Here is a 24,136-nt window from a genome sequence, read left to right as displayed (position 1 = left end):
ACCGGCCCCCCCCCCGCCCCCGCCCCCCCCCCCCCGCCCCCCCCCCCCCCCCCCCCCCCCCCCCCCCCCCCCCTCGCGGTTCGGGCCAGGGGGAGGATCGAGGCGGGCGATAGGCTGGAGAGGATGAATCCCACCCTGCGCGAGGTCGAGGCAGAGCTGCTCGCCCGCTGGCCCGAGACCAAGCTCGAGCCCTCCTTGGACCGTATCCGCGCGATCTGCGAGCTGCTCGGCAATCCGCAGGACGCCACGCCGCTGATCCAGCTGACCGGCACCAACGGCAAGAGCACCACCAGCCGCATGATCGACGCTCTGGTGCGGGCGCTGGGGCTTCGGACGGGTCGGTTCACCAGCCCGCATCTGCAGTCGATCACCGAGCGCATCAGCATCGACGGCGATCCGCTGACCGATGAGGAGTTCGTCCGAGCCTATGAGGATGTCGCGCCCTTCGCGCGGCTGATCGACGACCAGCAGGAGCACCCGCTCTCCTTCTTCGAGCTCATGGTCGCGATGGCCTATGCGTCCTTCGCCGACGCCCCGGTGGATGCCGCGATCGTCGAGGTCGGCATGGGCGGCAGTTGGGACGCCACGAGCGTCGCCGACGCCCGCGTCGCCGTCGTGACGCCGATCGGTGTCGACCACGCCCGCTACCTCGGCGACTCGCCCGAGCAGATCGCGGTGGAGAAGGCCGGCATCATCAAGCCCGGCGGACAGGCCGTGCTCGCGGGCCAGCAGCCCGAGGTGCTCGACGTGCTCATGCGCCGGGCGATAGAGGTCGGTGCGCCGGTCGTGCGCGAGGGGATCGACTTCGGCGTCGAGAGCCGTGTGCCGGCGGTCGGCGGCCAGCAGTTCACGCTGCAGAGCCTCAGCGGACGCTACGAGAATCTCCTCCTGCCGCTGCACGGCGAGCACCAGGCACGTAATGCCGCCCTGGCGCTCGCCGCCGTCGAGACGTTCACGGGCGCCAAGGAGCTCGATCCCGATCTGGTGCGCCAGGCCTTCGGTGAGGTTCGCTCGCCGGGCCGGCTCGAGGTCGTGCGACGCGGCCCGGCCGTGCTCCTCGACGCCGCCCACAATCCGCACGGTGTCGAGACGATGCTGCTCGCGGTGCAGGAGGAGTTCAGCTTCAGTCCGCTCGTCGGCGTCGTCGCGATGATGGGCGACAAGGATGTCGAGGAGATGCTGCGTCAGCTCGAGCCGGTGCTCGCCCATATCGTCGCCACCGAGAACTCCTCGGATCGCTCGTTGCCGGCCATCGAGCTCGCTCAGATCGCGGCGGACATCTTCGGCGAGGAGCGCGTCTCCTCTGCTCCCCGACTCGACGCGGCCCTCGAGGAGGGCATCGCCCGCGCCGAGTCCGCCGAGGGTTATGAAGACGCGGTCGGCAGTGGCGGCGTCCTCGTCACCGGGTCCGTCGTGACCGTCGGAGAGGCGCGCACACTGCTCGGTGTGACCGGGGAGGAACGTCCGTGAAACACCTGGCGATGGCAGTGCTGTGCTTCGAGTCGATCGTCCTCGGGCTCTCGGCCCCGGTCATGATCATGGTCGAGGACCTCGACCCCGCACTCGGCATCACGATCGGCGTGGGTCTCGCGGTCGCCTGCCTGCTCGCCGCGGGACTGTTGCGCACGCCGGTGGGCGAATGGCTCGGCCACGCCATCCAGGTCGCGGCGATCGCCCTCGGATTCATCACGCCGATCATGTTCCTCGTCGGTCTCATGTTCGCGGCCCTCTGGGGCACCGCCGTCTGGATGGGACGCCGGATCGAGAGCGATCGCGCCCGATGGGCGGCCGCCGACGAACCACCGGCCTGACTCTCACGACCTCGGCGACCGGCGCTCACGCGAGTATTCTCGTGACATGGTCCGCGTGCTGGTCGTCGCCGATGAGGAGGTACCCGCCGCGCGCTCGCGTGCGCCGCGGGTCGGGGCCGGTCTGCTCCTCTCTGCCGGTGATCTGCCCTGGGACTACCTGGGGGCCCTCGCCGACGCGCTGGGCGTCCCCGCCGCCTGCGTGCCGGGCAACCACGATCCGGTCGGTGGAGAGCGTTCGGCTCCGTCGGGCTTCGTCTCGGTCGACGACCGGGTGGTCGACATCGGCGGACTCCGCGTAGCCGGTCTCGGGGGCTCGGTGCGCTACAACGATGGCGCGCATCAGTACACGCAGGAGCAGTACCGGCGTCGAGTGGCGAGGCTGATCGAGGCCGCCGGCGGGCCCGTCGACGTGCTGCTCACGCACGCCCCTCCGTCGGGTCTCGGCGATGAGCCCGACCCGGCCCATCGGGGCATCGAGGCGTTGCACGAGCTCATCGATGCCTTGGCCCCCACGTGGCACCTGCATGGCCACATCCACCCTTACGGCATGAACAAGCCCGATCGCCGGCTCGGCGACACCCTCGTGCGCAATGTCATCCCCTGGACGGTGCTGGAGATCGAACCGCAGGCGGTCGGCTCCCCGTCCACGGGAGCCGGACGCAGCGCCTGACCAAGGAGATTCTCATGGTGAGCAGTTCGGGGTCACCCCGCGTCGACGCCGAGAGCGACTTCATGCGCGCGCGGCGCCATCAGGTCCTGTCATCGCTCGCCGCGCGGATGCGCGGTGACTCCGACACGACTCAGTCGATGTCCTTCGACGATGTGGTCGCGGCGCTGGGGCGCCGAGCCGAGCACTACGCCGGCACCAAGGTCATCCCTCTCGATGCGATCGTCGGCTCGGTGGATCGCATGCGGGACTTCGATCGCCGTTTCCGTCCGACCTCGACACGCAGCCGGCAGCGATGGGAGCGGCTGGCGCGCGCCAGCCGGACGGGCGAGGAGATCCCGCCGATCGACGTCTATCAGGTGGGGGACTACTACTTCGTGCGTGACGGTCACCACCGTGTCTCGGTCGCGCGCAGCATGGGGCTCAAGGTCATCGAGGCCCGCGTGACCGCGATCGACACCTTCCTGCGGCCGGTCGGCATCGGTGGTCGTGAGGACCTGGAACGCAAGCACTGGCGACGGATCATGCTCGAACGCGTGCCGTTCACGGGTGAGGCACGGGCTGCGGTGGCGGTCGATGAGCCGACCGACTACGGGATCATCGCCGAGACGGTCGAGGCGTGGGCGACCCGCACGATGCACGCCGAGGGCGCCTATATGGACAAGAAGACGATGGCCGAGCGCTGGTACGCCGAGGAGTTCGTGCCGGTGCTGGAGATGATCGAGGAGGCGGGGGTGCGCGGCCCCGACGAACGCCCCGCTGCCGCCTACCTGCGTGTCGCGGGCGAGCGCTACCGCCTCATCCGCGAGCACGAGTGGAATGCCGAGATCATGGAGGCTGTCCGCGGCAAGTCCCGTCGCCGCCGCTGAGTCTCGACACCATATACGAGTGGTGGTTTCGATGCGCCGCGCCCGCTGAGCGGACGGGGCTACTCAACCACCGGCGGTCACCTCACAGGCCGACGGTGAGGTTCTCTCCCGTCGAGGGGTCGAAGATGTGAATCTTGTCGGTGTCGATCGACAGCTTCGCCTCGTCGTCCTCGCTGATCTGGCTCGCCGAGTCCAGCGAGACGACGAGCTGCGTGCGCAGCGAGTCGCCATCGCCCTCACGGGCCAGCTCGCGCAACTGGTCCTGCACCTCCTGCTCGGCGTCATACGGCACGTACGCGTATTGCTGATCGCCGAGCCACTCGCGGACATCGATGTGCGCGGTGAAGGTACGCGACTCGTCGACATCGGCCTGCACCGTGGCGTCCTCGAAGTGCTCCGGCCGGATGCCCGCCATCAGCAGGCCCTTGCCGGCCGCGCGCTCGGCCTTGTCCGCGGGCAGCGGGAAGGTGCCGAAGGGCAGCGTGATCTGGCCGTTCTCGACCGTGGCGGGCAGGAAGTTCATCGGCGGGGATCCGATGAAGCCAGCCACGAAGAGATTGGCCGGCTGCTCGTAGAGCTCGCGGGGTGAGGCGAGCTGTTGCAGGACGCCCTTCTTCATCACGGCGACCCGGTCGCCGAGCGTCATGGCCTCGGTCTGGTCGTGGGTGACGTAGACGGTGGTGATGCCGAGCCGCTTCTGCAGCCGCGAGATCTCGGTGCGCATCTGGCCGCGCAGCTTGGCGTCGAGGTTCGACAGCGGCTCGTCGAACAGGAACGCCTTAGCATCGCGCACGATCGCCCGCCCCATCGCGACACGCTGGCGCTGACCGCCGGAGAGATTGGCGGGCTTGCGCTCCAGGTGCTCGTCGAGGTCGAGCGTGCGGCTGGCCTCGCGGACCTTCTCGTCGATCTCCTCCTTGCTGCGCTTGGCGAGGCGCAGTGGGAAGGCGATGTTCTCGTAGACCGTGAGGTGCGGGTACAGCGCGTAATTCTGGAACACCATCGCGAGATTGCGATCCCGGGGCGCGAGGTCGTTGACCCGCTCGCCGTCGATGAGCATGTCGCCGGAGGTGATGTCCTCCAGCCCCACGATCATCCGCAGCAGCGTCGACTTGCCGCAGCCCGAGGGCCCGACCAGGATGACGAACTCGCCGTCCGCGACGTCGATGCTCACGTCGTTGACCGCCGGGTAGCCGTCTCCGTACTGCTTGACGATGTTCTTCATCTCGATGGCTGCCATGAGCTCAACCCTTCACTGCGCCGGCGGTGAGACCGGCGACGATCTTGCGCTGGAAAAACAGGACCAGGAGGACGATGGGCACCGTCGCGACGACGGCACCGGCGGCCAGCAGCGATGCCGGCCGGTTGAACGGATCGTCCCCGACGAAGAAGGACAACGCCGCCGGGATGGGCCGGGCCCGCTCGGTGGAGGTCAGCGAGATACCGAAGACGAAGTCGTTCCAGGCGAAGAAGAAGGTCAGGATCGCCGCGGTGAACACGCCGGGTGCGGCCAGCGGGACGATGACCCGCCGGAAAGCCTGCCAGGCGGTGGCGCCGTCGACCTGCGCGGCCTGCTCCATCTCCCAGGGGATCTCGCGGAAGAATGCCGAGAGAGTCCAGATCGCCAGCGGCAGGGTGAACGACATATAGGGGATGATCAGGCCGGCCCAGGTGTCGTAGATCCCGAACGTGCGCCACATGTCGAACAGCGGACCGACGAGGGAGACCACCGGGAACATCGCGATCACGAGCGCGGTGGTCAAGACGAACTTCTTGCCCTTGAACTCCAGCCGGGCCACCGCGTAAGCAGTCAGCGTCGCGATCACGACGGAGAGCGCGGTGGCGATGAGGCAGATGCCGATGGAGTTGAAGATGGCCTGGCGGAACTGGTCATCCTTCACCACGTCCACGTAGTTTTGCCACCCGGCGCCCCCTCCGCCTGAGGGGAAGAACCCCGGACTGCCGTTGGTGACCGCCTCCTGGCTCTTGAAGGACAGCGAGACGATCCAGGCCACCGGAAGCAGGCACCAGATGACGATGAGGGCGAGCCCGAGGGCGGTGCCGATACGGCTGAGTGTGTCGTTGCGCATGGTGCTCACCCCTGCCTGGCTGCTGACAGATCGACGCGGAAGAGCTTGACGATGCCGAAGGCGACCACCAGCACCGACAGGAACAGCAGGACCGAGAGCGCCGATCCGATCCCGAGCTGGAACTGCTCGATCACCTGACGGTAGGTGAGGAAGGAGATCGACTCGGTTCCCTGGGCGCCGTTGGTCATGACGAAGATGTTGTCGAAGATGCGGTAGGCGTCCAGTGCGCGGAAGAGCACGGCGACCATGATCGCCGCCCGCATATTCGGCAGGATCACCCGCCACAGCCGTTGCCACCAGCTCGCGCCGTCGACCTTGGCCGCCTCGAGCATGTCTTCGGGCACCTGGGCCAGTCCGGCGAGCAGCAGCAGGGCCATGAAGGGCGTGGTCTTCCAGATCTCCGACACCATGATCGCGGCCATCGCGGACCAATAGTCACCGAACCAGTTGAAGTCGGTGTTCATGAACGGGATCCAGTTGTTGACGAAGCCGTTCGTGTTGGAGAAGGCGAACTGCCACGCGAAGCCCGAGACGACGGTGATGATGCCGTAGGGGATGAGGATAGAGGTGCGCACGAGGCCGCGGGCGAAGATCAGCTTGTGCATCACCATCGCGAAGGCGAAGCCGATCACCAGCTCGAAGAAGACCGTGACCACCATGATGAACACGGTGTTGGCGGTGTCGCGCCAGAACAGCTGGTCGCTCAGCGCGGTGAGGTAGTTCTGGAAGCCCACGAAGGTACGGTCGTCGGGTGCCGTGAGCGTGTAGTCGAACATCGAGAGGTACAACGCCCGCAGCATCGGGAAAGCCGTGACGAGCAGCATCAGGGCGATGGCCGGGGCGACGAGTTTGATCGCGAGGCGGTTCTCGGCCCGGGACTTGTCCGACGTGCGAGCCTCGCGTCTCGGCTTCGTCGAGGTTTCGGCGGTGGTGGTCACAGCAGAGCCTCCCCTCGCAGGACCGCCTTCAAGAAGGCGGCGGAACGCTCGGGTGTGGTGTCGGGATTGACGCTCGACGGCGGGTGCCAGCGAGACTGGATCGCATTGGAGATCTGACTGTAGAAGGCGCTCTTGGGCCGTGGTCCAGCCTCATCGATACTGTCCCGGAGGAGTTCCAGGAGATCTGCGGGGAAGGCCTCTGCCAGCTCGGGGGAGTCGTAGACGGACTCGCGGGTCGGCGCGAAGCCGTCGTTGACCGCCAGGGCGGTCTGAGCCTCGGGACTGGCGACGCAGAGCGCCGCCTCCCGGGCGAAGTCCGGGTGCTCGGTGAAGGCCCCGACGCCGATCTCGATGCCGCCGATCGGAGGCTTGGAGTCCTCGCCCTCGACGGTCTGCGGGTAGCGGACCCATCCGAGGTCCTCGAAGGCCTCGTCGTCGGCGGGGCCGCCGGGCTGGCCGATGAGTCCCTTGTAGTTGGAGTAGACGAAGGTCCAGTTGACCATGAACGAGCCGGGGCCTTCGGAGGGGAACATCCGGCCCAGGCTGGTGCCCTCATTGGAGGTACTGAGGTCGGGTTGGGCCGCGCCGGAGTCGACGAGCTTCTGGATGACGGCCGCCGCGTCCTTGCCGGCTTGGGAGTCGATGGTGACCTTGGCGTCGCGCCCGTCCTCCACGGTGTCCGGGTCGAGGATATTGCCCCCGGCACCTTGGATCATCGCGTTGATCCAGACGACATAGGCCTCGTAGCGGTTGGCCTGCACGCCGACGGTGCCGCCCTGGTCGGCCGCGGCGTCGATGACCTGATCCCAGGTGACTGGTTGAGACATATCGAGTCCGGCGGCCTCGGCGAGCGACTTGCGGTACCAGAGCACCTGCGTGTTCGCCCACTGCGGCACGGCGACGACCTGGTCGTTCCACTGGACGATGTCCGCCGGCCCGTCGAGAACGTCGTCGAGGGCCTGGTCGGCGAGGTCGTCCTCGAAGGTCAGGAGCCAATCGGCATTGGCGAACTCGGGAACGAAGACCGGGTCGAGGCTCATCAGATCGGTGGAGCTGTCTCCGGCGGCCAGCCGGCGGGCGAGCTGGGTCCGCTGATCGGTGGCGCTGGCCGGGAGCAGCTGGATCGCGATGTCGTAGTCGTCGGTGCTGCAGTCCTCGGCGAGCTGCGTGAGGGTCTCCTGGCCGTCGGGGTTGATGTACCAGTTGAGTGTGGGCTTGCCGCTGTCTCCGCCGCAGGCGGCGAGGAATGACACCGCTAGGGTCGCGCAGGCCGCGGCGCCCAGCGTTCGGCGGAGTGCGGCGCCCGTACGCCTCATGTCCTGCGTCCCATCGAATCGCCCCTTAGGTCGTCCGTGAACCCGTCGCCGGTGGTCCTGTGACTGACGCCACAGCGGATTCTCAACTTAGGAGAGAACTCAGGGAGCCGCAACTCTCAGGGGCGGTGGGGGTGGTGCAACCAGACGGTCGTGTCGGGAGGGAGCCCTTGGCCGTCGAGCGGACCGCTGGACGCGAGGGGCGTGAGGTGTTCTGGCAGTGGGAGGGTCGACGGGCCGAGATTCGCGATGACCACCGTGTCGAGATCGCCGGATCTGATGTGGAAGGCCACGGCATCGCCGTTCTGATCGTCGATCCAGGAGAGCTCGCCGCGACCCAGCCCGCGGCTCCGGCGCAGTGTCAGGAGCCTGCGGTACAGCTCCAGCGTCGACCCCTCGGTGCCGTCCTGTCGATCGACGGCGAGGGAGCCGAGCTCATCGGGTTGGGGTAGCCAGGACAGGGCGCTCGGCCCGAAGCCGAAGGAGGGTTCGTTCGCCGACCAGGGGAGGGGGACGCGGCAGCCGTCGCGGCCGCGGTCGGTGTGCGCGGAGCGTTCCCAGGTGGGGTCCTGACGAGCATCGTCTGGCAGACGGGTCGCCTCGGGGAGGCCGAGCTCCTCGCCTTGATACAGGTAAGCCGAGCCGGGCAACGCGAGCATGAGGGCCGTCGAGGCCCGTGCGCGCCGTAATCCCAGCTCGGCATCGGGCTGGGGGTCGTCGGCGCCGATACCGGGCATCCGGGCCAGTCCCGGCCGCTGGGGATAGCCGAAGCGCGACGCATGCCGGACGACATCGTGATTGGACAGCACCCAGGTCTGCGGGGCGCCGACCGTCTCCGTGGCGGCGAGTGAGTCCGCGATCGAGGCTCGCAGCTCCCCGGCGATCCACGGTGTCATGAGATAGCCGAAGTTGAAGGACTGGTGCAGCTCATCGGGGCGGACGTAGCGGGAGAGCGCCTCGGAGGGCTGTACCCACGCCTCCGCGCAGAGCACGCGGTCGGCATCATCACCCCAGACGTCCGCCAGATCCTCTGAGTAGTCGTCGACGATGCTCCGCCAGCGCCGATAGATGTCGTGGACGCCGGGCTGGTCCCACATCGGCAGCAGCGTCGTGGTGTCGACGTGGGGGTCGATCGACAGATCCGCGTCGGGCAGCCCCTGGGCTTTGACGAGGCCGTGCGCGACGTCCACACGGAAGCCGTCGACGCCGCGGTCGAGCCAGAACCGCAGGATGCTCTCGAACTCCTCGCGCACCTCGTCATTCGTCCAGTCGAAGTCCGGCTGAGACGAGTCGAAGAGATGCAGGTAGTACTGACCGGGCCGGCCGTCGGGTTCGGTGACGCGAGTCCAGGCCGGACCACCGAAGTTGCTGACCCAGTTGTTGGGTGGCTGCTCTCCTTGATCGCCTCGGCCGTCGCGGAAGACGTACCGCGCCCGCTCGGGGCTGCCGGGCGCAGCGGCGAGTGCGGCCTGGAACCAGGGATGCTCGTTCGACGAATGGTTGGGCACGAGGTCGACGATGACGCGCAATCCGAGCCGGTGGGCCCGGTCCAGCAGCACGTCGAAGTCCGCGAGGGTGCCGAACAGCGGGTCGACATCGCGGAAGTCCGCCACGTCGTAGCCGGCGTCGTGCTGCGGCGAGACGTAGAAGGGGGACAGCCAGAGGGCATCGACGCCCAGGTCGCGGAGATGCTCGAGTCGTGCGGTGATGCCGGGAAGATCGCCGATCCCGTCCCCGTCGGCATCGGCGAAGGAACGAGGGTAGATCTGATAGATCACCGCGTCGCGCCACCAGGGCAAGGTGCTCATGTGGTCCTCCGGCCGACGTCAGAGATGTCCAGATTAACCATCGCGCCATCGGGTGGAGGATCGCTAGTCTGCCTCCTGACAGTGATGTGGATCACTGCCTCCGACGCTTGCGCCGGTTCACCGAGGGAGGATGCACATGACCGTCGATGGATTCCAGGACGAACGCTTCGAGGAGCTGCGACGTGTCTTCGCCGAACATCTCGACTCAGGAGAGGAGCTCGGTGGCGCGATCGCGGTGAACCTGGACGGCGAGACCGTCGTCGATCTCTGGGGCGGTCACCGCAATGCCGCGCGGACCCTCGCGTGGGAGCGCGACACGATCGTGAACGTCTGGTCCACGACCAAAGAGATCACCGCCCTGGCCGTCCTCATGTGCGTGGACCGCGGGCTGATCGACCTCGATGCGCCGGTCGCGCGGTACTGGCCGGAGTTCGCGCAGAACGGTAAGGACGCCGTCACGGTCCGGCAGCTGATGTCCCACACCTCGGGGGTGTCCGGCTGGGAGCAGCCCTTCGTGGTGACCGACATGTACGACTGGGACACAGCGACCTCGCGGCTCGCCGAGCAGGCGCCCTGGTGGGAGCCGGGCACCGCCTCGGGTTACCACGCCAACAATCAGGGCCACCTGCTCGGCGAGGTGATTCGGCGGACCGACGGCCGCATGCTCAAGCAGTTCGTCGCCGAGGAGATCGCCGCCCCTCTGGAGGTGGACCTGCAGATCGGGGCACAGCCCGAGGACGACGACCGCATCGCCGAGATCGTGCCTCCGCCGCCGCTGCCCTTCGACCTCGAGAGCCTGGATCCCGATTCTCCCGTCGTTAAGACCTTCACCGGTCCCGTCGCCGATGCCTCGGCCGCCAATACCGTGGCCTGGCGCCGGGCGGACATGGGCGCGCTCAATGGGCACACCAACGCGCGTGCGCTGGCCCGGACGTTCTCGGCGATCACCTTGGGCGGGACGGTCGACGGCGTCGAGCTGCTCTCGCCATCGACGATCGACCGGATCTTCGAGGAGCAGTCGCGCAATGTCGACCTGGTGCTCGGGGTGCCGCTCAGGTTCGGTATCGGGTTCGCATTGCCCGAACCCGATACCTTGCCGTACATCCCCGACGAGCGGACGTGCTTCTGGGGCGGCTGGGGTGGCTCGTTGACGGTGATGTTCCTCGATCGCGGCCTGACGGTCTCCTATGTGATGAACAAGATGGCCCCGGGCATCATCGGATCGAACCGGTCGGCGGCCTATGTCGAGGCGATTCTCGCGGCCGATCTCTGACCCTCGCAGCGGGTCCGATCTCCTGGACTCGCGGGCCGGGCGATAGGTTCGGGGCATGACACAGCGCACCCTCGTTCTCATCAAGCCCGACGCGGTCCGCCGTGGTCTGGTGGGCGATGTCCTCTCGCGATACGAAGCCAAGGGGCTGACTCTGGTGGCGATGGAGCTGCGTTCGATCGACGCACAGCTGGCCGACACGCACTACGCCGAGCACGTCGATCAGCCCTGGTATCCGCCGTTGCGCGAGTTCGCGGTCTCCGGCCCGCTGGTGGCTCTCGTGCTCGAGGGCGATGAGGCGATCTCCGTGGTGCGCGCGCTCAACGGCGCGACGGATGGCCGCGTCGCGGCGCCGGGCACCGTGCGCGGCGACCTGTCGTTGTCGAATCGCGAGAACCTCGTTCACGCCTCGGACTCCGAGGAGTCCGCGGCCCGCGAGATGGCCCTCTGGTTCCCGAACCTCTGATCTAGCGCCCCGGGTGACGGAGGATGTGACTCCGCGGTTGCTAGCACGACCGCGACCTCACATCCTCCGCGGGCCTGCCCGGATCAGGCGGCGGAATGGCGTTCGAGGGCGTCGAGGTTCAGGAACTCGTCGCGCGTCGACGCCCGACCGGTCCAGCCGCAATGCCGTGCCATTCGCAGCAGTTGGTCGGCGACGACGGCCCGATCGTGCCGGATCGCGAACGAGGTGAACACCAGTACACGGCTGCCGGTGATCGTGACCTCATTGCCACGGACCACGTCGGCATCCCAGCGCTCGACCGCGCGATGTGGCGCGCCGTGGCTCTCGACGGCGAGATCGAGTTCGCGCCAGTAGACGTCGAGGTAGTACCGGCCGTCCGCGCCCTTGACCCGCTGCTGGCGCGCGGGCCGGGCGAGGCCGAGGACGCGCCAGATCCAGGTGAAGTCGCGTTCCGGTAATGACTGGATGCCGCCGAGAGCGTCGAGGACGGATTCGATGATCAATGCTCGATGACGGCATGTGCCGTGCCTCGCCAGGGCCTCTGTCACGGCGTCGGTGTTGACCAGACCCTGCTGGAATGCCGCGATCACCAGCACCCGCACGCGACGTTGATGTGTACTCCGACTGGCCGCGTCCACCAGGCTGCGGGCGAATGTGGTCCGACGGGGCTCGCGCACCGGATGGACGTCGACGCCCGGCTCCAGGCAGGTGCTCCAGTGCAGCTCGGTGGGTGGCAGCGTCGTCGGTCGTCGGCCCTGGGGAAGCGTGAGGAAGACGCGCGTGTCGTCGAAGCCGGTGAGCTCGTCGAGTTCGAGAGCGGTCAGGCCGGAGACGACCGCGCCCGGCGGCGCGGCGAGCCAGACGACGGCGATGGTCTCGAGCCGACTGAGCGGGCCGTTGTGCGTCACCACGGCCCGGGGCCACGGTCGTTGCCAGTGGCCCGTGTCGATGAGCTGGCGGACCTTCCCCCGCCCCCAGCGTCGATTCGCCTCGTTCGCCCGCAGAACAGTCTCCATGACGAGAGCTTCTCGCCCGCAACGCGAACTGACCATCCCCTACCTCGCGCGTTGTGGATAACGAACGATGTGACTCTGCGGTAGCCGGGACGACCACCGAGTCACATCTCCCGTCGGTTCCCGACCGCGGCGGTGCGGCCCCCGCTCAGGCGTAGGTCGGCGGCACGAGGTGGTGGACGACATCGTGGAACTGGCCGCGCACGTCGTCGGGCAGCCAGACGACGTGGTTCGACTCCGAGGCCATGTCGATGTCCTCCTGCAGCGTGACGGCCTCGGTGACCTGACGCGGCTGGTCGCGGCGAACCCGCTCCTCCAGAGCTACCAGTGAGATACGCAGCGTCACGCCGAAGGGATTGGCGTTGACGATGCCGATGCCCCAGAACTGGTCCGGATCGGCGGTGGCCTTCTGGTCCAGGTCGATCATCACGGCCGTGACGTCATGCTCCAATGCCGGGTGGTCGATCTCCTCGGCGCCGGCCAGCTCGACCTGCACGTGACGCACTTGATCGGACCCCTGTCCATCGAAGCGCAGGATGTCGCGTAGCGACCCGCCGACCGGCAGGACGGCGCATCCGGCGTGCGAGCCGTTGACGCCCCGTGTGGTCACGTGGGGGAGCTCCATGCCGTACATATTGTGCGGACGGAAGCGCAGGGTCGGCATCACCGAGACCTCGGTGTTGTTGGTGATCGTCAGGCATTGATCGAGCGAGCCGTCGGCGGCGATGGGCACGTAGCTGACGGCGAACGGCTGGGGCGGGCGCTGGCGTCGTCTCACGCAACGAGCCTAGCCTCGACGTTATCCACCACTGGAGCCCATCGTGCCGACCCGTAGCGGTAGCTGGTCAACCTCACTGCCGTGCGATGACGTTGACCGGTTACCGCCACCCCCGGACGTAGGGGTGATGGCCTACCGCCGCGAGTGAGGGAGGCGGCGGGATCGGGGGATTTCTTCGCCGTGGGGGCACCGCCTACCCTGGAAGGCATGTCCGTCGAGTCTGTCTTCCCACGACTGGAACCCCTCCTGCCGTCGGTGAGCAAGCCCATCCAGTACATCGGCGGCGAGCTCAACTCGACCGTCAAGGACTGGGATTCCGCCCGCGTCCGCTGGGCGCTCATGTACCCCGACGCCTATGAGGTCGGGCTGCCCAATCAGGGCGTCCAGATCCTCTACGAGGTCCTCAACGAGCGCGACGACATCCTGGCCGAGCGCACCTACGCCGTGATGCCCGACATGGAGAAGGTCATGCGCGAGAACGACATCGCGCAGTTCACCGTCGACGCGCATCGTCCGGTCGCCGCCTTCGACATCCTCGGCGTCAGCTTCGCCACGGAGCTCGGCTACACCAACCTGCTCACGGCGCTCGACCTCGCGGGCATTCCCCTGCACGCGGTCGACCGCACCGAGGACGATCCGATCGTCCTCGCCGGCGGGCACAGCGCCTTCAACCCCGAGCCCATCGCCGACTTCGTCGATGCCGCCGTCCTCGGCGACGGCGAGGAGGTCGTGCTCGCCATCAGCGAGGTCATCGGGGAGTGGAAGGACGAGGGCCGGCCCGGCGGACGCGACGAGCTGCTCGCCCGTCTCGCGGCTTCCGGAGGCGTCTACATCCCCAAGTTCTACGATGTCGGCTATCTGCCCGACGGACGTATCGAGAAGACCGCCCCGAATCGCGAGGGCATCCCGTGGACGGTCGCCAAGCACACCCTGATGGACCTCGACGACTGGCCGTACCCGAAGAAGCCGCTCGTACCGCTGGCCGAGACGGTCCACGAGCGCTTCAGCGTGGAGATCTTCCGCGGCTGCACGCGCGGCTGCCGCTTCTGTCAGGCCGGGATGATCACCCGTCCGGTGCGCGAGCGTTCACTGCAGACGATCGGCCAGATGGTCGACAACGGGCTCAAGGAGTCCGGTTTCGAGGAGGTCGGCCTGCTCAGTTTGTCGAGCGCCGACCATTCGGAGATCGGCGATGTCGCCCAGCAGCTCGGCGACCGCTACGAGGGCACCAATACCTCGCTCTCACTGCCGTCCACGCGTGTCGACGCCTTCAACATCACCCTCGCCAACGAGTTCAGCCGCGGAGGCCGCCGCTCGGGTCTGACCTTCGCCCCCGAGGGCGGCAGCGAGCGCCTGCGCAAGGTCATCAACAAGATGGTGTCCGAGGAGGACCTCATCCGCACCGTGGCCGCGGCCTACTCGCACGGCTGGCGTCAGGTGAAGCTGTACTTCATGTGCGGTCTGCCGACCGAGACCGATGAGGACGTGTTGCAGATCGGTGAGCTCGCCAAACGGGTTATCGAGACCGGGCGCGAGGTGTCGGGCCGCAAGGACATCCGCTGCACGGTGTCGATCGGCGGCTTCGTGCCGAAGTCGCACACGCCCTTCCAGTGGGCCTCGCAGCTCGACCACGAGACCACCGACGAGCGGCTGCGCAAGCTGCGCGCGTCGGTCCAGAGCGACAAGCGCTTCGGCCGGGCGATCGGCTTCCGCTACCACGACGGCAAGCCCGGCACGATCGAGGGACTGCTCTCGCGCGGCGATCGCCGCGTCGGACGGGTCATCGAGGCCGTATGGCGCGACGGTGGCCGCTTCGACGGCTGGAGCGAGCACTTCAGCTATGACCGCTGGGCGGAGAGGGCGGCCGAGCAGCTCGTGCCGCTCGGTGTCGACCTCGACTGGTTCACCACCCGCGAGCGCGACTACGACGAGGTGCTCCCGTGGGACCATCTGGACTCGGGCCTCGACCGTGAGTGGCTGTGGGAGGACTGGCAGGACGCGATCGATCCCGAGGGTGCCGTCGAGGTCGAGGACTGCCGCTGGACCCCGTGCTTCGACTGCGGCGTCTGCCCCCAGATGGACCTCGACATCCAGATCGGCCCCACGGGCCAGAAGCTTCTGCCGCTCTCGGTCGTCTGAGCTTGCGTACGTGATGTCAGGGTGGCATCACTATCGGGGCGCCCGCAGGCGATGTGCTCAGATCCGCGACTCGAGCGGTCCAGAACGCGCGATGTAGGTGCCCGTGATGGCGATGATGACACCGGCACACGCCAGCATGATCAGCGAGGCATTCCAGCTGCCCGTCAGGTCGTGGAGGAGGCCGGTGAAGAACGGGGAGATCGCGCCGACGAGATATCCCGGGCCCTGGGTCATCGCCGACAGGGTGCTCGTTCCCGCCGCCGTCCTCGTGCGGTAGCCGATCATCGCGAGCACCCAGGTGAAGGCGCCGCCGCCCAGGCCCAGCAGCACCGCCCACGCCGCGGGCGCTTGGCTGGGGGCCACGAGGACGCCGAGCCAGCCCATGGTCGTGACGCCGCCGAAGCACAACGGCAGGAGCGGGGTCTGGCCCCAGCGGCGGATCAGCCAGGGGAGCGCCAGCGTCATCGGCATGCCCACGGCGGTCAACAGGCTCAGCATCAGGCCCGCGGTCGTGGCGTCGACCCCGCCGTCCGCGAGAATCTGGGCGAACCACCCGAACTGGGCATAGGCGCCACCGGACTGAGCGCCGAAGCACAGCAGCATCGCCCAGGTGAGCGGTGACCGGATCACCGCGGAGGCCGGAAGGCCGCCGGCGCCCCCGATCTTGGTCTTGACATCGTGGCCGATGAGGCGGAGCCAAGGCAGCAGGGTGATCGCGGCGAGCCCCGCCCACATGCCGACCGCCAGGCGCCAGCCACCGGGGCCTTGGGAGACCGGGACGGACACCAGGGACGAGATGGTGCCGCTGCCCATGAGCGCCGCGCCGAAGAGGGCGCTCATCAGCGCGATGCGGTCCGGGAAGTGGACCTTCACCAGCGGCGGGAGGGACACATTGCCGAGGGCCGCGCCGGAGAGCGCGAGGAAGGACATCGCGAAGAACAGCGCCGGCCCGTCGGCGAAGGCTCGCAGGGCGAGTCCGATGGTGATCGCGATGAGGGCGAGGACCACGGTCCGGTGCAGACCGATCCGGCGGACGATGCTGTCTGTCGCCAAGCCGAAGACCGCGAAACAGACCATCGGCAGCGTGGTCAGCAGACCGGCCGCGGTGGGAGAGAGCCCGAGATCCTCCTGCAGTGAGCTCATGACCACGCCGACGCTGCCGACGGCGACGCGCAGATTCAGGGCGAGCAGGATGATGGAGGCGCCGACGAGGACGCGGCCGCGGGAGGTGGACATCGATGCCATTGAACTCCTTGCGTTCGGCTGCGGGGCGAGCGGGGTCTGTCGCCTCTATCGTTAGGCTGGCGGCATGATCGAGCGCAGCGAGCGACCGATGGGGCTTCTCATGTCGGCTTCGGCCTACCGTGGCTCTTTTCGGGCGGTGCAGGCATGAGCGAGGACGGCAGCACCACGTTGCAGGGGACGCCCAATCCCGAGGCCCCCAACCCACAGCTGCCGATCGTGCAGAAGCTCCGCATCCGCTATGCCAAACGCGGCCGTCTGCGCTTCACCAGCCATCGTGACTTCGGCCGCGCCTTCGAACGAGCGGTGCGGCGCGCGGGTCTTCCGATCGGCTACAGCTCGGGTTTCACCCCGCATCCCAAGATCTCCTATGCGGGCGCCTCGCCCACCGGGGCGGCGAGCGAGGCGGAGTACCTCGAGATCGGAGTGACTCGTCCGCTCGATCCACGTGAGGTGGGCGACCGGCTCGATGAGGCGCTTCCCGATGGCTTGGACGTGCTGGACGTGGTGGTCGCCACGCCCGGTGCGTTGGCCGATCGGCTCGAGGGGAGCAGGTGGAGCATCCGGCTCCCCGGGCTCTCGGCCCACGAGGTCGAGGGGCCGGTCGAGACCTTGTTATCGCGCGATGAACTGCTCGTCGAGCGGATGATGAAGAAGGGTCCGCGGACCTTCGACATCCGCGCGTCGATCGTGGCGTTGGCCACTGAGGCCGATCCCGATGATGCGACGTGTGCGATACTGGATCTGGTCGTGCGGCACGGCACACCGTCCGTGCGACCGGACGACGTACTCGTCGGTCTGCGCTCCGAGTGTGGACTGGGCACCGGGTTGACACCCGTGGCGACTCGCCTGGCCCAGGGCCCGCTTGACGCGACGACCGGCTCGGTCGGCGATCCTCTCGCTCACGACCGCGACGCTTCCTGACCGGAAGCCGACCGCGGCGGGCCGAGGTGGTCGTCATCGTGACAGGCCGGACGGCGTTCCTCGGTGCTCGCGCACCGGGATCTCGACAGACTTGTCGGTCCTTGGCGGACCGTTGACCCCAGGCCCGGGGCACGCATGGCGTCTCCGGGCGAAGGAGAGCACATGCTCGACGATGACAACGACACTTCGACCACGCCCGCGCCCCAGGCGCCGGATGAACAGACTCCGGAGCAGGAGACGAGCGGTGAGGCGACAGATTCCACCAGTACCCGGCGCCGAGCGGCCGGCCGGGCGGCCGGCCCGCCCTCGGCGCTGAGCACCGATATCTTCGCGGCTCCTTCCGCGCAGAGTGCCCCGGAGCCCGCTCCGCGACCGGAGCCGGAGGACGCTGCGCCGGAACGAACGGCTGCTCCGGAGGCCGGCGCCGGCAAGGCGGCCGCGACGGCGGCGATGTTCCAGGCCCCGCCGGCTGAGCTCGCCCCACCCAAGCCGAAGCCGGCTCCCGAGCCGCAGTCCTCCGATGAGGACACCGATGACGATGATGACGACTCCGACGACGAGCAGCCCAAGCGTCGTCGTCGCAGTCGCGGGGGTCGCCGGCGCCGCAAGGGCGGAGACGACTCCGAGGACACGAGCGACGAGACCGAGGCGTCCGATGACGGCGCCGACTCGTCCGATGATGACGACAACGGCAATGACAACGGCTCGGGCAGCCGCCGTCGTCGCCGCCGCGCTCGGGCGGGTGAGGGCGCCGACAAGTCGCCCGATGACCCGGAGAACACCGTGGTCAAGGTGCGTGAGGGTCGCAGTGCCGAGGACGAGATCACGGGAGTCACCGGGTCCACCCGACTGGAGGCCAAGAAGCAGCGCCGCCGCGAGGGCCGCGAGGCCGGACGGCGTCGCGCGCCGATCGTCTCCGAGGCGGAGTTCCTCGCCCGCCGTGAGTCGGTCGCCCGCGAGATGGTGGTGCGCCAGCGCGAGGACTACACCCAGATCGCCGTCCTCGAGGACCGCGTCCTGGTGGAGCACTATGTGGCGCGCGAGTCGCAGGTCTCGATCATCGGCAATGTCTACCTCGGCCGCGTGCAGAACGTGCTGCCGAGCATGGAGGCCGCCTTCGTCGATATCGGAGCGGGCCGCAATGCGGTGATCTACGCCGGCGAGGTCGACTGGTCGGGCGTCGAGAACGGTAAACAGCGCAAGATCGAGGACGCCCTCCAGCCCGGTCAGACGGTGCTCGTGCAGGTCACCAAGGACCCGATCGGCCAGAAGGGTGCCCGGCTGACCAGCCAGATCAGTCTCGCCGGACGCTTCCTGGTCTACGTGCCCGGTGGCGGCAGCAACGGCATCAGCCGCAAGCTCCCCGATGCGGAGCGCTCGCGGTTGAAGGGCCTGCTCAAGGAGGTCCTGCCCGAGAACGCGAGCGTCATCGTGCGCACGGCCGCCGAGGGCGCGACCGAGGACCAGCTGACGCGTGACGTGCAGGCGCTGAGCGCGCGCTGGGAGGACATCGAGCGCAAGTCCCAGGGCGGCGGATCGGCGCCCACGCTGCTGTATTCCGAGCCCGATCTGATGATCAAGGTCGTCCGCGACCTGTTCAACGAGGACTTCGCCAAGCTCGTCGTCCAGGGCGACGATGCCTGGGACATGGTGCACGGCTATGTCGACCACGTGGCACCCGACCTGGAGGACCGGCTCGAGCGCTGGACCCGGGACAACGACGTCTTCAGCGAGTACCGCCTCGACGAGCAGATCCACAAGGCGCTGGATCGTAAGGTGCACCTGCCCTCGGGCGGCTCCCTCGTCATCGACCGCACCGAGGCGATGACCGTCGTCGACGTCAACACCGGCAAGTTCACCGGCTCGGGCGGAAACCTCGAGGAGACGGTCACCAAGAACAATCTGGAGGCGGCCGAGGAGATCGTCCGCCAGCTCCGGTTGCGCGATATCGGCGGCATCATCGTCGTCGACTTCATTGACATGGTCCTGGAGAGCAACCGCGACCTGGTCCTGCGCCGGCTCGTGGAGTGCCTGGGCCGTGACCGTACGCGCCACCAGGTCGCCGAGGTCACCTCGCTCGGTCTGGTGCAGATGACGCGCAAGCGCATCGGCACGGGTCTGCTCGAGTCGTTCAGCCACGAGTGCGAGCACTGCAAGGGCCGCGGCGTCGTGATCGCCGACGAGCCGGTCGAGGCCAAGAAGGACGACGCGCGGCGCCGTCGCGGCAACCGCGGGGGCAAGGGCCGTGGCAACGGTAACGGTGATCAGTCCGAGGGCAGCCAGCAGGACGCGGGCAAGCAGAACGGCGGCTCCAAGGGCCAGGACGACTCCGCGCCCAAGCGCGACGAGGATGCTCCGGCGGAGACCTCGCAGCAGAACAAGCGCGGCGGCAAGGGCAAGCAGCGCGGTGGGTCGACCGAGAACACCACACAGACCCAGCCGGACACCGTGCCCGAGGCGGTGAAGGACGAGAGCGCCGCCGAGGTGCCGCAGGAGTCCACCTCCGCCGACGCCGAGGACCGCCCGGCACCGCGCAAGAAGAGCGCCGCCAGGAGCAGGGCCAAGAAGTCGGCTCCGGCCGATGCCGCGCAGGAGCCGCCCGCGCAGGAGCCGGCCGAGGCCGCTGGCCCCGCCGACGAGCCCGTCGCACCGGCGGAGGAGCCCGCTGGCGGTTCGACGACCCGGGCCCGTGGTCGCCGTTCGGCGGCGCGCCCCAAGGCCGAGCAGCTGCCGCTGGACGAGCCGAAGACCGAGGACGCCGAGCAGGTGGCCGAGGACGTCCAGCAGGCGGCCGAGGAGGCGGCCACGCCGCCCGTCGCGCCCGCGCCACCGGCCAAGCCGGTCGTCAAGAGCACGACCCGGCGACGCGCGGCCACTCGGCCGGCGTCGGCCCCAGACCCGGTGGTTCCGCCCACGGAACCAGCCGAATCAGGACCCGTTTTGACCGAGGATGGATCGGGTCAGTAAACTAGACAGTCGGTGCGCCGTGCGCGCCGGTCCGTGCGCGTCTCGCGCACCCCAGACAGACATTTGAGTGAGGATTCCGTGGTGTACGCAATCGTGCGCAATGGCGGCGGCCAGGCCAAGGTCGCGGTCGGCGACGTCATCGAGATCGACAAGGTCCAGGCGACTGAGGGTGACAGCGTCACGCTCCCCGCAGTGCTGCTGGTCGACGGCGACGATGTGACGTCGGCTGCCGACGCGCTCGCCAAGGTCACGGTGAACGCCGAGGTGCTCGGTGCCACCAAGGGCCCCAAGATCGTCATCCAGAAGTACAAGAACAAGACCGGTTACAAGAAGCGCCAGGGGCACCGTCAGAAGTACACCCAGGTCAAGATCACCGGTATCGAGAAGTAAGGGGCTCGCGACATGGCATCCAAGAAGGGCGTTTCGTCCACCAAGAACGGCCGCGACTCCAATGCGCAGCGCCTCGGCGTGAAGCGCTTCGGCGGCCAGCAGGTCAACGCCGGCGAGATCATCGTCCGGCAGCGCGGCACCCACTTCCACCCCGGCGTCAACGTCGGCCGTGGCGGCGACGACACGCTGTTCGCCCTCTCGGCCGGTGCGGTCGAGTTCGGCACCAAGCGTGGTCGTAAGGTCGTCAATATCGTGACGGCTGAGTGACCTTCCACCACTCACGTCGACAAGGGGTAGTCCGCGCACGCGGGCTGCCCCTTGTCTCATTCATCACCCGCTGAGGAGCATCGATGGCCATCCCCACCTTCGTCGACCACGTGACGCTGCACGTCCAGGCCGGGAACGGTGGTCACGGCGTCGCCTCGGTGCACCGTGAGAAGTTCAAGCCGCTCGGTGGCCCCGATGGCGGCAACGGCGGTCATGGCGGCGACGTCGTGATCCGTGTCGACCCCGATGTCACGACCTTGATCGACTATCACCATGAGCCGCACCGCCGGGCCACCAACGGCGCCCAGGGTGCGGGCTCGAACCGCAGCGGCGCCAATGGCGAGGACCTCGTGCTGAGCGTCCCCGACGGCACCGTGGTGCGTGACGAGGACGGGGAGGTCATCGCCGATCTCGTTGGCGCGGGCACCGAGCTGGTGATCGTGGCGGGCGGCCGCGGAGGCCTGGGCAATGCCGCACTCGCCTCGTCGAAGCGCAAGGCGCCCGGCTTCGCGCTCAAGGGCGAGCCCGGCGAGCAGCGCACGGTCCGTCTCGAGTTGAAGGTCGTGGCGGATATCGGACTGATCGGCTTCCCCTCGGCGGGCAAGTCCAGTCTCATCGCGGCGCTCTCTCGGGCCCGTCCGAAGATCGCGGACTACCCGTTCACCACCCTGGTGCCGAATCTGGGCGTCGTGCGGGCCGGGTCGACCACGTTCACCGTGGCCGATGTGCCGGGGCTGATCGAGGGGGCGAGCGACGGCCGCGGCCTCGGCCATGACTTCCTGCGTCATGTCGAGCGCTGCGCGGCGCTCGTGCACGTCATCGACTGCGCCACGGTGGAGCCCGGGCGCGATCCGCTCACCGACCTCGATGTCATCGAGAACGAGCTCGCGCGGTACGGCGAGCTCGCTGGGGTCGACCTGTCCGATCGCCCCCGGTTGGTCGCGCTGAACAAGGTCGACGTCCCCGATGCTCAGCAGATCGCGGACTTCGTGCGCGCCGATCTGCGAGCGCGGGATCTGGAGGTCTTCGAGATCTCCGCCGCCAGCCACGCCGGCTTGAAGGAGCTGTCCTTCGCGATGGCCGAGATCGTCCAGGCGCGGCGCGCCGCCGCTCCCGGGGTCGAGGCGACGCGGATCGTGCTGCGGCCGCCGGCTCCGCAAGGTGTCGACCGGGACTTCACGATCGTCGAACAGGGCGGTCAGTGGTTCGTCCACGGCGACAAGCCCACCCGCTGGGTCCGGCAGACCGATTTCTCCAATGACGAGGCCGTCGGCTTCCTGGCCGATCGGCTCAACCGGCTCGGCGTCGAGCAGGAGCTGCTCGCCCGCGGTGCTGAGCCCGGCGACGATGTCGTCATCGGTGATGTCGATGACGCGGTCGTGTTCGACTTCGATCCGACGATCGCCGCCGGCGCGGAGGTGCTGGGCCGCCGTGGCGAGGATCTGCGCATCGACCCGAGCACGCGTCGCACCAACAAGGAGCGCCGCGAACAGCTCGCCGCGAAGCGCGCGTGGGAGATCGAGGCGCGCGAGGCGCGGGCACGCGGCGAGCAGCCGCCGCCGAAGCCCGAGCTGGACGAGGATCTGGCGTGGTCGGCCGATGAGGAGTACGACCTCGACGAGGAGCAGTCCTCATGAGCGAGCGCAGCGAGGTGTTCTTCGAGGCGGTGCCGGCATGAGCCGTGTCGTCGTCAAGGTCGGGTCCTCGTCCTTGACCACGGACGACGGCCATCTCGATCACGCCGCGATCGGTCCGTTGGTCGACGCCCTCGTGGAGGCGCGGGGCCGCGGCGACGAGGTCGTGCTGGTGAGCTCGGGGGCGATCGCCGCCGGGCTCGGCCCGCTCGGGTTGGGGGCACGTCCCCGCGACCTGGCGACGCAGCAGGCGGCGGCCAGCGTGGGCCAGGGCGCTCTGCTGGAGTTCTACGCGCGCAGCTTCGCCGAATACGGGCTGCGAGTCGGCCAGGTGCTGTTGACGATCGACGACGTCACCCGCCGGAGCCATTACCGCAATGCGCACCAGACCTTCGCCAAGCTGCTCGAGCTCGGCATCGTCCCCGTGGTCAACGAGAACGACACCGTCGCCACATCGGAGATCCGTTTCGGCGACAACGACCGGCTGGCCGCGCTGGTCGCGCACCTGGTCCACGCCGATCGTCTGGTGCTGCTGTCGGATGTCGACGCGCTCTACACGGGACATCCGTCGCTACCCGATTCGGTGCGGATCGAGCGCGTGGGCGGCGAGGACGATCTGGTCGAGGTCGACGTGACGCGGGTGGGGTCTGCGGTCGGCACCGGCGGGATGGTCACCAAGATCGAGGCCGCGAGGATCGCGACGGCGGCCGGCGTCCCGGTCCTGCTGACGAATGCCGCCCAGGCACACGAGGCGCTGGCCGACGAACCGGTGGGTACACGGTTCGAGCCGACCGGCAAGCGTCGGCCGGCCCGGCTCCTGTGGTTGGCTCACGCGAGCGAGACCAAGGGCAGCCTGGTGCTCGATGACGGTGCGGTCCGCGCGATCACCCAGGGCAAGGCCTCGTTACTGGCCGCGGGTGTGAGCGGTGTCGAGGGCACGTTCAGCGCGGGCGACCCGGTCGACCTGGTGGGGCTCGGCGGCACCGTCGTGGCCCGGGGGCTGGTCAACTTCGACGCGACGGAGCTTCCCGCGATGGTCGGTCGCTCGTCCCGTGACCTCGCCGCGGCTCTCGGTCCGGAGTACGAGCGCGAGGTCGTCCACCGGGACGATCTCGTGGTCCTCTAGCTGATCGAGCTGCGGTTCCAGGGCATTTCGGCAAAGGGGGTACCCCCCTGCCGAGGGCCTTGGAGGGGGTGTGTAATGTTCTTCTTGTTGCTGAGAGCGACGGAGCGCAAGGCCGAAAGGCCGGGGGCTCGGCCTCAGAACCACCTCAACCGAAACGGTTAACGCCAGGAGCCCTGTGGGGGGTCCGGAAACTAGCCGCTGACAACGGGGGGTGCGATCACAAGAAGGCGATTTGGTTCGCTGGATATGATGGTCTAGGATAGACAAGCTGCTTTCGACAGCCTTCGAATGAAGGCCGGTCGTTGGTGTGCGTCTGATGTTTGATAACTCAACAGTGTGTCATTTAGTCGACGATTTTTTGAATTAATTAGGCATCCTGCATTCGTGTGGGGTGTCTCGATTCCGAGACAGTTTACTGCCAGTT

The 24,136-nt window shown here is 68.3% G+C and carries 21 protein-coding genes; 13 read left to right on the top strand and 8 right to left on the bottom strand.

Annotation, left to right across the window (positions count from 1 at the left end; genetic code table 11):
• The first annotated feature begins 123 nt into the window (after positions 1-123).
• The 4 genes from FNM00_RS07985 to FNM00_RS07970 are packed head-to-tail and all read left to right on the top strand — an operon-like array spanning position 124 to position 3,347.
• On the top strand, positions 124-1,470 hold the full coding sequence (locus FNM00_RS07985; protein WP_143912923.1) for a bifunctional folylpolyglutamate synthase/dihydrofolate synthase: 1,347 nt from the start codon (positions 124-126) through the stop codon (positions 1,468-1,470).
• Positions 1,467-1,811, top strand: a complete 345-nt coding sequence (locus FNM00_RS07980) for a DUF4233 domain-containing protein (protein WP_246065118.1) — start codon at positions 1,467-1,469, stop codon at positions 1,809-1,811. Before FNM00_RS07985 ends, FNM00_RS07980 begins: the two co-directional genes overlap by 4 nt.
• Positions 1,812-1,857: 46 nt before the next feature.
• Positions 1,858-2,481, top strand: a complete 624-nt coding sequence (locus FNM00_RS07975) for a metallophosphoesterase family protein (RefSeq protein ID WP_143912922.1) — start codon at positions 1,858-1,860, stop codon at positions 2,479-2,481.
• 14 nt (positions 2,482-2,495) lie between these two features.
• Positions 2,496-3,347: a ParB N-terminal domain-containing protein gene (locus tag FNM00_RS07970; RefSeq protein ID WP_143912921.1), complete on the top strand. Its 852-nt coding sequence runs from the start codon at positions 2,496-2,498 to the stop codon at positions 3,345-3,347.
• Between the two features lie 82 nt (positions 3,348-3,429).
• Here FNM00_RS07970 and FNM00_RS07965 read toward each other — a convergent pair whose 3' ends face one another.
• The 5 genes from FNM00_RS07965 to FNM00_RS07945 form a co-directional block, all read right to left on the bottom strand.
• Positions 3,430-4,587 (bottom strand): ABC transporter ATP-binding protein, encoded by a 1,158-nt coding sequence (locus FNM00_RS07965; RefSeq protein WP_143912920.1) that lies wholly within the window; start codon positions 4,585-4,587, stop codon positions 3,430-3,432.
• Positions 4,588-4,591: 4 nt separating this feature from the next.
• Positions 4,592-5,437 carry a carbohydrate ABC transporter permease gene (locus tag FNM00_RS07960; protein ID WP_143912919.1) on the bottom strand — a complete coding sequence of 282 codons (846 nt, stop codon included), beginning with the start codon at positions 5,435-5,437 and terminating at the stop codon, positions 4,592-4,594.
• A 5-nt stretch (positions 5,438-5,442) separates the two neighbouring features.
• Positions 5,443-6,375, bottom strand: coding sequence for a carbohydrate ABC transporter permease (locus tag FNM00_RS07955; RefSeq protein WP_205197686.1), 933 nt, complete (start codon positions 6,373-6,375; stop codon positions 5,443-5,445).
• Positions 6,372-7,691 (bottom strand): extracellular solute-binding protein, encoded by a 1,320-nt coding sequence (locus tag FNM00_RS07950; protein WP_143912918.1) that lies wholly within the window; start codon positions 7,689-7,691, stop codon positions 6,372-6,374. The genes FNM00_RS07955 and FNM00_RS07950 overlap by 4 nt, the downstream gene beginning before the upstream one ends.
• Before the next feature lie 116 nt (positions 7,692-7,807).
• The gene (locus tag FNM00_RS07945) at positions 7,808-9,496 is read right to left on the bottom strand and encodes a glycoside hydrolase family 13 protein (protein ID WP_143912917.1); all 1,689 of its coding nucleotides are present in this window, start codon (positions 9,494-9,496) and stop codon (positions 7,808-7,810) included.
• A gap of 136 nt (positions 9,497-9,632) precedes the next feature.
• Between FNM00_RS07945 and FNM00_RS07940 the strand changes: the two genes are divergently transcribed.
• Both FNM00_RS07940 and ndk read left to right on the top strand, forming a co-directional pair.
• Positions 9,633-10,769: a serine hydrolase domain-containing protein gene (locus FNM00_RS07940; protein WP_143912916.1), complete on the top strand. Its 1,137-nt coding sequence runs from the start codon at positions 9,633-9,635 to the stop codon at positions 10,767-10,769.
• 55 nt (positions 10,770-10,824) lie between these two features.
• Positions 10,825-11,232 carry a nucleoside-diphosphate kinase gene (gene ndk, locus FNM00_RS07935; RefSeq protein ID WP_143912915.1) on the top strand — a complete coding sequence of 136 codons (408 nt, stop codon included), beginning with the start codon at positions 10,825-10,827 and terminating at the stop codon, positions 11,230-11,232.
• Positions 11,233-11,315: 83 nt separating this feature from the next.
• Here the strand turns inward: ndk and FNM00_RS07930 are convergent, their stop codons facing one another.
• A complete protein-coding gene (locus FNM00_RS07930) occupies positions 11,316-12,248 on the bottom strand; it encodes a hypothetical protein (protein WP_143912914.1) in 933 nt (310 codons plus the stop codon).
• A gap of 145 nt (positions 12,249-12,393) precedes the next feature.
• Positions 12,394-13,023: a hypothetical protein gene (locus tag FNM00_RS07925; RefSeq protein WP_143912913.1), complete on the bottom strand. Its 630-nt coding sequence runs from the start codon at positions 13,021-13,023 to the stop codon at positions 12,394-12,396.
• 207 nt (positions 13,024-13,230) lie between these two features.
• Between FNM00_RS07925 and FNM00_RS07920 the strand changes: the two genes are divergently transcribed.
• Positions 13,231-15,162, top strand: coding sequence for a TIGR03960 family B12-binding radical SAM protein (locus FNM00_RS07920; RefSeq protein WP_143912912.1), 1,932 nt, complete (start codon positions 13,231-13,233; stop codon positions 15,160-15,162).
• Between the two features lie 57 nt (positions 15,163-15,219).
• Here FNM00_RS07920 and FNM00_RS07915 read toward each other — a convergent pair whose 3' ends face one another.
• Complete coding sequence (locus FNM00_RS07915; protein ID WP_185973047.1) at positions 15,220-16,398, bottom strand: MFS transporter; 1,179 nt, start codon at positions 16,396-16,398, stop codon at positions 15,220-15,222.
• Positions 16,399-16,551: 153 nt separating this feature from the next.
• Between FNM00_RS07915 and FNM00_RS07910 the strand changes: the two genes are divergently transcribed.
• From FNM00_RS07910 to proB, 6 genes are all read left to right on the top strand, one after another.
• Positions 16,552-17,328, top strand: a complete 777-nt coding sequence (locus tag FNM00_RS07910; protein ID WP_143912910.1) for a TIGR03936 family radical SAM-associated protein — start codon at positions 16,552-16,554, stop codon at positions 17,326-17,328.
• A gap of 162 nt (positions 17,329-17,490) precedes the next feature.
• On the top strand, positions 17,491-20,295 hold the full coding sequence (locus tag FNM00_RS07905; RefSeq protein ID WP_246065117.1) for an Rne/Rng family ribonuclease: 2,805 nt from the start codon (positions 17,491-17,493) through the stop codon (positions 20,293-20,295).
• An 81-nt stretch (positions 20,296-20,376) separates the two neighbouring features.
• The gene (gene rplU / locus FNM00_RS07900) at positions 20,377-20,685 is read left to right on the top strand and encodes a 50S ribosomal protein L21 (RefSeq protein WP_143912908.1); all 309 of its coding nucleotides are present in this window, start codon (positions 20,377-20,379) and stop codon (positions 20,683-20,685) included.
• A 12-nt stretch (positions 20,686-20,697) separates the two neighbouring features.
• Positions 20,698-20,952: a 50S ribosomal protein L27 gene (gene rpmA / locus FNM00_RS07895; protein ID WP_087625555.1), complete on the top strand. Its 255-nt coding sequence runs from the start codon at positions 20,698-20,700 to the stop codon at positions 20,950-20,952.
• Positions 20,953-21,035: 83 nt separating this feature from the next.
• Positions 21,036-22,589, top strand: coding sequence for a GTPase ObgE (gene obgE, locus FNM00_RS07890; protein ID WP_185973046.1), 1,554 nt, complete (start codon positions 21,036-21,038; stop codon positions 22,587-22,589).
• Positions 22,590-22,626: 37 nt separating this feature from the next.
• Positions 22,627-23,712, top strand: coding sequence for a glutamate 5-kinase (gene proB / locus FNM00_RS07885; RefSeq protein ID WP_143912907.1), 1,086 nt, complete (start codon positions 22,627-22,629; stop codon positions 23,710-23,712).
• Positions 23,713-24,136: the final 424 nt, after the last annotated feature.

The organism is Aeromicrobium piscarium (assembly GCF_007421815.1).
Taxonomy (GTDB): Bacteria; Actinomycetota; Actinomycetes; order Propionibacteriales; family Nocardioidaceae; genus Aeromicrobium; species Aeromicrobium piscarium.
This window is presented reverse-complemented; position numbering and strand designations above follow the sequence as displayed.

Coding starts and splice junctions, on each gene's coding strand:
- FNM00_RS07985 (WP_143912923.1), top strand. CDS start 124: ATGAATCCCACCCTGCGCGAGGTCGAGGCAGAGCTGCTCGCCCGCTGG.
- FNM00_RS07975 (WP_143912922.1), top strand. CDS start 1,858: ATGGTCCGCGTGCTGGTCGTCGCCGATGAGGAGGTACCCGCCGCGCGC.
- FNM00_RS07970 (WP_143912921.1), top strand. CDS start 2,496: ATGGTGAGCAGTTCGGGGTCACCCCGCGTCGACGCCGAGAGCGACTTC.
- FNM00_RS07965 (WP_143912920.1), bottom strand. CDS start 4,587: ATGGCAGCCATCGAGATGAAGAACATCGTCAAGCAGTACGGAGACGGC.
- FNM00_RS07960 (WP_143912919.1), bottom strand. CDS start 5,437: ATGCGCAACGACACACTCAGCCGTATCGGCACCGCCCTCGGGCTCGCC.
- FNM00_RS07950 (WP_143912918.1), bottom strand. CDS start 7,691: ATGAGGCGTACGGGCGCCGCACTCCGCCGAACGCTGGGCGCCGCGGCC.
- FNM00_RS07945 (WP_143912917.1), bottom strand. CDS start 9,496: ATGAGCACCTTGCCCTGGTGGCGCGACGCGGTGATCTATCAGATCTAC.
- FNM00_RS07940 (WP_143912916.1), top strand. CDS start 9,633: ATGACCGTCGATGGATTCCAGGACGAACGCTTCGAGGAGCTGCGACGT.
- ndk (WP_143912915.1), top strand. CDS start 10,825: ATGACACAGCGCACCCTCGTTCTCATCAAGCCCGACGCGGTCCGCCGT.
- FNM00_RS07930 (WP_143912914.1), bottom strand. CDS start 12,248: ATGGAGACTGTTCTGCGGGCGAACGAGGCGAATCGACGCTGGGGGCGG.
- FNM00_RS07920 (WP_143912912.1), top strand. CDS start 13,231: ATGTCCGTCGAGTCTGTCTTCCCACGACTGGAACCCCTCCTGCCGTCG.
- FNM00_RS07915 (WP_185973047.1), bottom strand. CDS start 16,398: ATGTCCACCTCCCGCGGCCGCGTCCTCGTCGGCGCCTCCATCATCCTG.
- FNM00_RS07910 (WP_143912910.1), top strand. CDS start 16,552: ATGAGCGAGGACGGCAGCACCACGTTGCAGGGGACGCCCAATCCCGAG.
- FNM00_RS07905 (WP_246065117.1), top strand. CDS start 17,491: ATGCTCGACGATGACAACGACACTTCGACCACGCCCGCGCCCCAGGCG.
- rpmA (WP_087625555.1), top strand. CDS start 20,698: ATGGCATCCAAGAAGGGCGTTTCGTCCACCAAGAACGGCCGCGACTCC.
- obgE (WP_185973046.1), top strand. CDS start 21,036: ATGGCCATCCCCACCTTCGTCGACCACGTGACGCTGCACGTCCAGGCC.
- proB (WP_143912907.1), top strand. CDS start 22,627: ATGAGCCGTGTCGTCGTCAAGGTCGGGTCCTCGTCCTTGACCACGGAC.